The 6,497-nt window shown below is 61.0% G+C and carries 6 protein-coding genes; 3 read left to right on the forward strand and 3 right to left on the reverse strand.

Annotated elements, in window-relative coordinates; translation table 11 throughout:
- Positions 1–96: 96 nt before the first annotated feature.
- Positions 97–837, reverse strand: a complete 741-nt coding sequence (locus AC3WWR_RS30570; RefSeq protein ID WP_050511574.1) for a hypothetical protein — start codon at positions 835–837, stop codon at positions 97–99.
- A gap of 310 nt (positions 838–1,147) precedes the next feature.
- Between AC3WWR_RS30570 and AC3WWR_RS30575 the strand changes: the two genes are divergently transcribed.
- Together AC3WWR_RS30575 and AC3WWR_RS30580 are read left to right on the forward strand one after the other, a co-directional pair.
- Positions 1,148–1,969 (forward strand): aldo/keto reductase, encoded by an 822-nt coding sequence (locus tag AC3WWR_RS30575; RefSeq protein ID WP_033040717.1) that lies wholly within the window; start codon positions 1,148–1,150, stop codon positions 1,967–1,969.
- Between the two features lie 27 nt (positions 1,970–1,996).
- Positions 1,997–2,467 carry a DUF1810 domain-containing protein gene (locus AC3WWR_RS30580; RefSeq protein ID WP_020796924.1) on the forward strand — a complete coding sequence of 157 codons (471 nt, stop codon included), beginning with the start codon at positions 1,997–1,999 and terminating at the stop codon, positions 2,465–2,467.
- On the opposite strand, the gene AC3WWR_RS30585 is transcribed toward AC3WWR_RS30580, so the two are convergent.
- Complete coding sequence (locus AC3WWR_RS30585) at positions 2,432–4,792, reverse strand: DNA polymerase II (RefSeq protein ID WP_492599315.1); 2,361 nt, start codon at positions 4,790–4,792, stop codon at positions 2,432–2,434. The genes AC3WWR_RS30580 and AC3WWR_RS30585 overlap by 36 nt on opposite strands.
- Before the next feature lie 275 nt (positions 4,793–5,067).
- Between AC3WWR_RS30585 and AC3WWR_RS30590 the strand changes: the two genes are divergently transcribed.
- Entirely contained in the window at positions 5,068–5,508 is a 441-nt protein-coding gene (locus AC3WWR_RS30590; RefSeq protein WP_007944798.1) for a CBS domain-containing protein, read from the forward strand.
- 36 nt (positions 5,509–5,544) lie between these two features.
- Here AC3WWR_RS30590 and AC3WWR_RS30595 read toward each other — a convergent pair whose 3' ends face one another.
- On the reverse strand, positions 5,545–6,168 hold the full coding sequence (locus AC3WWR_RS30595) for a glutathione S-transferase N-terminal domain-containing protein (RefSeq protein WP_033042476.1): 624 nt from the start codon (positions 6,166–6,168) through the stop codon (positions 5,545–5,547).
- Positions 6,169–6,497 lie beyond the last annotated feature (329 nt).

Below are 6,497 nucleotides of genomic sequence, written 5' to 3' on the forward strand. Positions count from 1 at the left end.
GGCTGCGATCTTTTGATCTTCAAAAACAAGATCAAAAGATCGCAGCCTGCGGCAGCTCCTACAGGTGGTCATTCGTCGCGACGCCGAGCGGAACAGTCATTGCACCGGCAGAAAATTCAGGAACAGCAGGCTCTGGGCATAATTCAAGCCGATCCGCCGATAGCGCTCGTCGAGCATCTGGGTCAAAAGGTCCAGCCGCGCGACAATCTTGCCGAATTCCACAGCGAAACTCAGGTTGCTGCCCTCCTCCGAGATTTCGTTGGAGAACAGCATGGGCTGGCCGTCCTTGGTCTGCCGCTGGCTGAGAATCCAGGTAGCGATTTCAATGTTGCGCGCGGCGTTGCTGACGAACGTCGGGTTGATCGCGTCCGTCATGTAGAACTCCAGGCGATTGCCGTGGGCGGTGACCAGCATGCTGCCAATGGCATAGATGAACGCACCGACGCGATCGCCGAGAAACTCCGGGCTCATGGCAAACCGCAGCGCTGCCAGGTCCTTCTTGCCCCCAAGCGTAGGCAACGGCTGCTGCTGCTCAATGGCCATGCGCACCTGTTTGCCCGCGGTCCGGGCATCGAGGAAGCCGGATTTCTTCAACTCCTCGGGGTTGCGCAGGTACAGCTTGCTCATCAGCAGGTAAAGGCTGTCGAGGTTGTCGCGCATGGCCAGCGTCGCCATGCGGTCGACACTGGTCTGCAGGAACTCCTGGGGTTTGCCATCGCGTATCTGGGTGAACAGGTCGTTGCCTGGTTGATGACTGCAACCGCTGGCCAGCAACAGCGACAGGCCACCCAGTAGCAGGCCGATTGAGCGAATGATGTGGGGTGAAACTCGAGCCATGGGTGATGAACTTGGCATGGGCCGACGGGGGGATCGCCGTCGGCTGGCAATGGATAGAGCCGCAAGTTGCGCAAAAGTGCGGTGACGAGCGTCGCCAATCGATCACCGGCACCTGTGGGAGCGAGCCTGCTCCGGGCGGCGTTCCGACGATGAACCTGAGAGCGCCGTGGGGGTGTCAGGTTTCCCACGTCATCGTTGACGCCCATCGCGACGGTGCGACGATTCGACATGCTCGCTCCTACAGCCACCCGGATGGAACCCGAGGGGCTATCCTGATGCCAACAGAAATAATGACCAGAAGGAGCAAAGCATGCGTACCCAGCAATTGGCCGGCACCCGGGTACCGGTCATCGGCCAGGGCACCTGGCAAATGGGCGAGGACCCTGCCCGCCATCAAGAGGAGGTCGCCGCACTGCGCCTGGGCATCGACTTGGGCATGACTCTGATCGACACCGCCGAAATGTATGGCGAAGGCGGTGCCGAACTAGTGGTGGGCGACGCCATCGCCGGCCAGCGCGACCAGGTCTTCCTCGTCAGCAAGGTCTACCCGCACAACGCCAGCCGCCAGGGCATTCCCCAGGCGTGCGAGCGCAGCCTGCGACGGCTGAAGACCGATTCCATCGACCTGTACCTGTTGCACTGGCGCGGCCAGTATCCCCTGGAAGAAACGGTAGAAGCCTTCGAACGCCTGCGTGAAGCCGGCAAGATTGGCCGTTGGGGCGTGTCCAACTTTGATCTCGACGACCTGCAAGAGCTCTCGACAGAGGGCTGTGCCACCAATCAAGTGCTCTACAACCTGGAGGAACGTGGCATAGAATTTGATCTATTGCCCTGGTGCAAGGAGCAACGCATGCCGGTCATGGCTTACTGTCCGATCGGCCAGGCAGGGAAAATGCTGGCCAATGCTACGCTCAAACAAGTAGCTGCCCGCCACGACGCCACGCCTGCCCAGGTTTCCCTGGCCTGGCTGCTGCGCCAGGACGGCGTGATCGCCATCCCCAAGGCCGTCCGCCCCGAACACGTGCGGCTCAATGCGCAAGCGGCGCAGTTGAAGCTGGAGGCTGGGGATCTGGAGGCGCTGGACCAAGCGTTTCAGGCGCCCAAACGCAAGCAGCGGTTGGCCATGGTCTAAGCCATCGCGGTGTCAGAGGGCTTCGACATGAGAAGCACCGATCAACCGGACGCCTTTAACCTGCAACGCTTCGTCCAGGCGCAGAACCCGGTGTTCGACCGGGTCCAGGCCGAACTCGAAGCCGGCCACAAGCGCAGTCACTGGATGTGGTTCGTTTTCCCGCAGTTCGCCGGGTTGGGTGACAGCGAAATGTCCCGGCGCTTCGCGATCCGTTCCCGGGAAGAAGCGCAGGCCTACCTAGAACACCCGCTGCTGGGTGTCCGGCTGCGCACGTGTACCCAACAGGTGCTGAACATCCGGCAGCGCTCGGTGGCAGCGATATTCGGCCACCCCGACGACCTGAAATTTCGCTCCTCGATGACCTTGTTCGCCCAGGTCGCGGACGACGACAGTCTCTTTCATCAAGCCTTGAACCAATACTTTCACGGCATTCTGGATGACTGGACCCTGTCGCTGATGGACTCAAAACAAGCCCAGTTGCCCCCCCACCAGGGTTGAGAAATCGTCATCGACAAACGGCAGGATAGCGTCTGCCACCGGTTGCAGTTGCCGGGTGATGTAGTGGTCGTAGTCGATGAGGGCACTGCGGATCTCCAGCGGCTCGGGGCCGGCGACAGTGATGACGTAGCTGATCCAGCCGCCATTCTGGTACTGCCGCGGGCGGCCCTGGCGATCGTTGTAATCGTCGGCAATCCGCGCCGCCCGTACATGGGGCGGGACGTTGCGCTGGTAGTCGTCCAGCGTGCGGCGCAGGCGCTTGCGGTAGATCAGGCGGTCGTCGAACTCACCGGCCAGGGTCTTGCGCACATACTCGCGCACGTAGTCCTGATAGGGTTTGCGGTGGAAGATCAGTGAATACAGCTCCTGCTGGAATTGCCTGGCCAGCAGCGACCAGTCGGTGCGCACGGTTTCCAGGCCCTTGTAGACAATTTCGTCGCTGCCATCGGCGCGCGTGACCAATCCGGCGTATCGCTTCTTGCTGCCCTCCTCCGCGCCGCGAATGGTCGGCATCAGGAAGCGTTTGTAGTGGGTTTCGAACTGCAGCTCCAGCACGCTCTCCAGGCCGTACTCTTCACGCACGTGCTCACGCCACCACTGGTTGACGTGGTCGACCAGCGCGCGGCCGATCTGCGCGGCCTCCTGCTGGCCGTGGGCGCGGCGCAGCCAGACGAAGGTCGAGTCGGTGTCGCCGTAGATCACCGTATGGCCCTGGTCTTCGATCAGCTTTCGGGTGCGCAGCATGATCTCGTGGCCACGCAAGGTAATCGATGACGCCAGGCGCGTGTCGAAGAAGCGGCAGCCACTGGAACCGAGCACGCCGTAGAACGCGTTCATGATGATCTTCAGCGCCTGGGACAGCGGCGCATTGTGCTCACGCTTGGCGGTTTCCCGGCCTTCGGCGACCCGGGCGACAATGGCGGGCAGGCAATGCCGGGTGCGGGAAAACCGCGCCCCGCGAAAACCCGGTACCGAGTCCTGGTCATCGGGGTGCTTGAGCCCTTCGATCAAGCCTACCGGGTCGATGAGGAAGGTACGGATGATCGACGGATAGAGGCTCTTGTAGTCGAACACCAGCACCGACTCGTACAACCCCGGTCGCGAGTCCATGACAAATCCGCCAGGGCTCGCTTGTGCCGGCTTGCTGCCCAGGTTTGGCGCAACGAAGCCCTGGCGATGCATCAACGGCATGTAGAGGTGGGTGAACGCCGCCACCGATCCGCCCATGCGATCGGCCGGCAACCCGGTGACACTGGCCCGCTCCAGCAGGAACTTGAGCAGCTCGGTCTTGGCGAAAATCCGCGTGACCAGCTCGCAGTCCTTGAGGTTGTACTTGGCCAGCGCCGGCTTGTCCTCGGCGAACATGCGGTTGATTTCATCCATGCGCTGGTACGGGTTATCAATCGACTTGCCTTCGCCCAGCAGGGTTTGCGCGACGTTTTCCAGGCTGAACGATGGGAAGCTCCAGGTCGCCGAGCGCAGGGACTCGATGCCGTCGATGATCAGCCGGCCGGCGGCGGATGCAAAGTAATGATTGCCGCTGCCGTGTTCGCGCCATTGCATTTCCTCGCCGCCTCGCCCCAGTTTCAGCGGCACGGCCAGGCGTCGGGCGTGTTCATGCAAGACCCGCAGGTCGAACTGCACGACGTTCCAGCCAATGATCGCGTCAGGGTCGTGGCGGGCAAACCATTCATTGAGTTTCTTGAGCAGCAGGGTTCGCGATTCGCAGTATTCGAGCTGGAAATCCACCGCGCCGTGGTCGCCATTGGGCGGGCCGAGCATATACACCTGACGCTCGCCGCAACCTTCAAGAGCAATGGAATACAACTCGGCCTGGGCGGTGGTTTCAATGTCCAGGGACACCAGTTTCAGGCTGGGACGGTAGTCGGAATCGGGTTTCATCTGCGCCTCGAGCAGCAGGCCATCGCCCCCCGGCGTGCCGCCAAAGCGTACTGGCGCGGTGATGAACCGCTCCATCATGTAGCGCTCCGGCGGGCGCACATCGGCCTCGTACACCTCGACGCCCGCCCTGCGCAGTGCGGTTTCCAGGCGCATCAGTTGCCCGTGCTGCTGGCAATACAGGCCGAGCACCGGGCGATGTTCAAAGTCCTGCAGGGCCAGGGGCTTGAGCTCGACGTTTTTTTCGTCGCGCAACAGCGCCTCGGCCTGCCCGCGCTGATCGGCCGGGATAAACGCCACCGACGGCTGATGCGGCAGGCGGATGCGCCGGGGACCGCTATCGGTCGCCAGCCAGAACTCGACTTCGGTGCCCGCCGGCGTGTCGCGCCAATGCCGGGTCAGGACGAAGCCCTGGGGTAAATCCACCACTGCAGACCTCGGGTTTTGTTCAAGCGAGTAATTCTACGCGTCATCCACACCTGTAGGAGCTGCCGCAGGCTGCGATCTTTTGATTTTGATTTACAGGAGCAAGATCAAAAGATCGCAGCCTGCGGCAGCTCCTACAAAGGCTGCGATTTTTTCGGGTTCGGAAAAAATCCGCCGAATGACGTTTTTTGTGTGCTATCTGCCGCTTTTGCTCTTGCCCTGAACGCCTGGGTCTACGATTCTTCAAGGACAACGACAACACCCGGAAAACCGCCATGAAAACCGTCGCGCAACTGCTCAAGTTGAAAGATCAAAAGAACCAGGAAGTGCACCAGATCAAACCTGATCACATGGTGCTCGAAGCGCTGATGAAGATGGCCGAAAAAAACGTCGGTGCCTTGCTGGTGGTGGAGAATGACGAGGTACTGGGCATCATCAGTGAACGCGACTACGCGCGCAAACTGGTGCTGCATGGCCGCTCCTCTGTGGGCACGCCGGTACGCGACATCATGGTATCGCCCGTCATCACCGTGGACACCCATCAAACCGTCGACACCTGCCTGGGCATCATGTCCGACAGACGCCTGCGCCACCTGCCGGTGGTGGAAAACGGCAAGTTGATCGGCCTGCTGTCGATCGGCGACCTGGTCAAGGAAGCCATCGCCGAACAGGCCGAGTTGATTCGCCAGCTGGAGCAGTACATTCGCGGCGAATAGTACGGGTACACCCCCCACATTATTAATTTGTGGTGATCAGGCAGGCCAATGCCTGGCAAAGACCGGCGCCAATATCGGATGCCGGTCAATGCGTTCCAGCCAGGCGGAAAAGCCCGGCCGGGTTCGGCGCAAATGCTCGCGGCTGCCGCCCCAGCGTGTGACCACGGCCGCCAGCACATCCAGCGCGCCCGGAGCCTCTTCACCCAGGTACAGCTCAGCGGAAAACTGGTCGGCAAACACTTCCCAGCTCCAATGCAAGCGCTGCCGGGTACCGGCCATGAGGTTTTGCCGCGAGGCTTCATCAGCATTGGCCAGCCAGCGTTCCGGGTAATCGATGATGCCGATGGCCGCATAACAATTGCTGACGATGAACGCCAGGCCCCGAATGGCTTGGTCACGCTCGGCAGGGTCAGCCGGCAACAGGTTCGACTCGGGAAATGTCAGCCCGAGATGAATCAGGATCGCCGCGCTCTCCGTGAGGACACTGCCGTCGGGCAGTTGCAGCGTCGGAATCTGCTTGAGCGGATTGAGCTTCTCCAGTGCCTGGGCCGCCTGCGGGGACGTTTCGACATCAATGAAGCGATAGGCGATCTCACACAGCTCCAGGGCGGCCTCGATCGCAGCCGCGCCCGAGTTCTGGTGTCCGTAGAGTTGATACATACATACCTCCTGGTTGGCCGCGATCAGCACCAGCTATCCAGTGTAGAAGGCGCCATCGACCACGACCCGAGCGTCCGACGACTGCACCATCACGCCCACGAACGGTACCGCACCGCCCCTATTAATAGCGTCGATGTTCACCATCACGTCAATGAAGTTCTCTAAAAAAATCCACGGCGTAACATCAGCTCCATACCAAACAACTACACCCCGGAGCACACGATCATGAAACGCCAAACCCTCCTCAGCATTGCTTTCTCGGTTTTCGCAGTTAACGCTTTTGCCGCTACCTCTGTTCAGCCTGTCGTGGCTGAAGGTGGCTCGGATCG

It is taken from the genome of Pseudomonas sp. EB271-G4-1, from assembly GCF_058791355.1.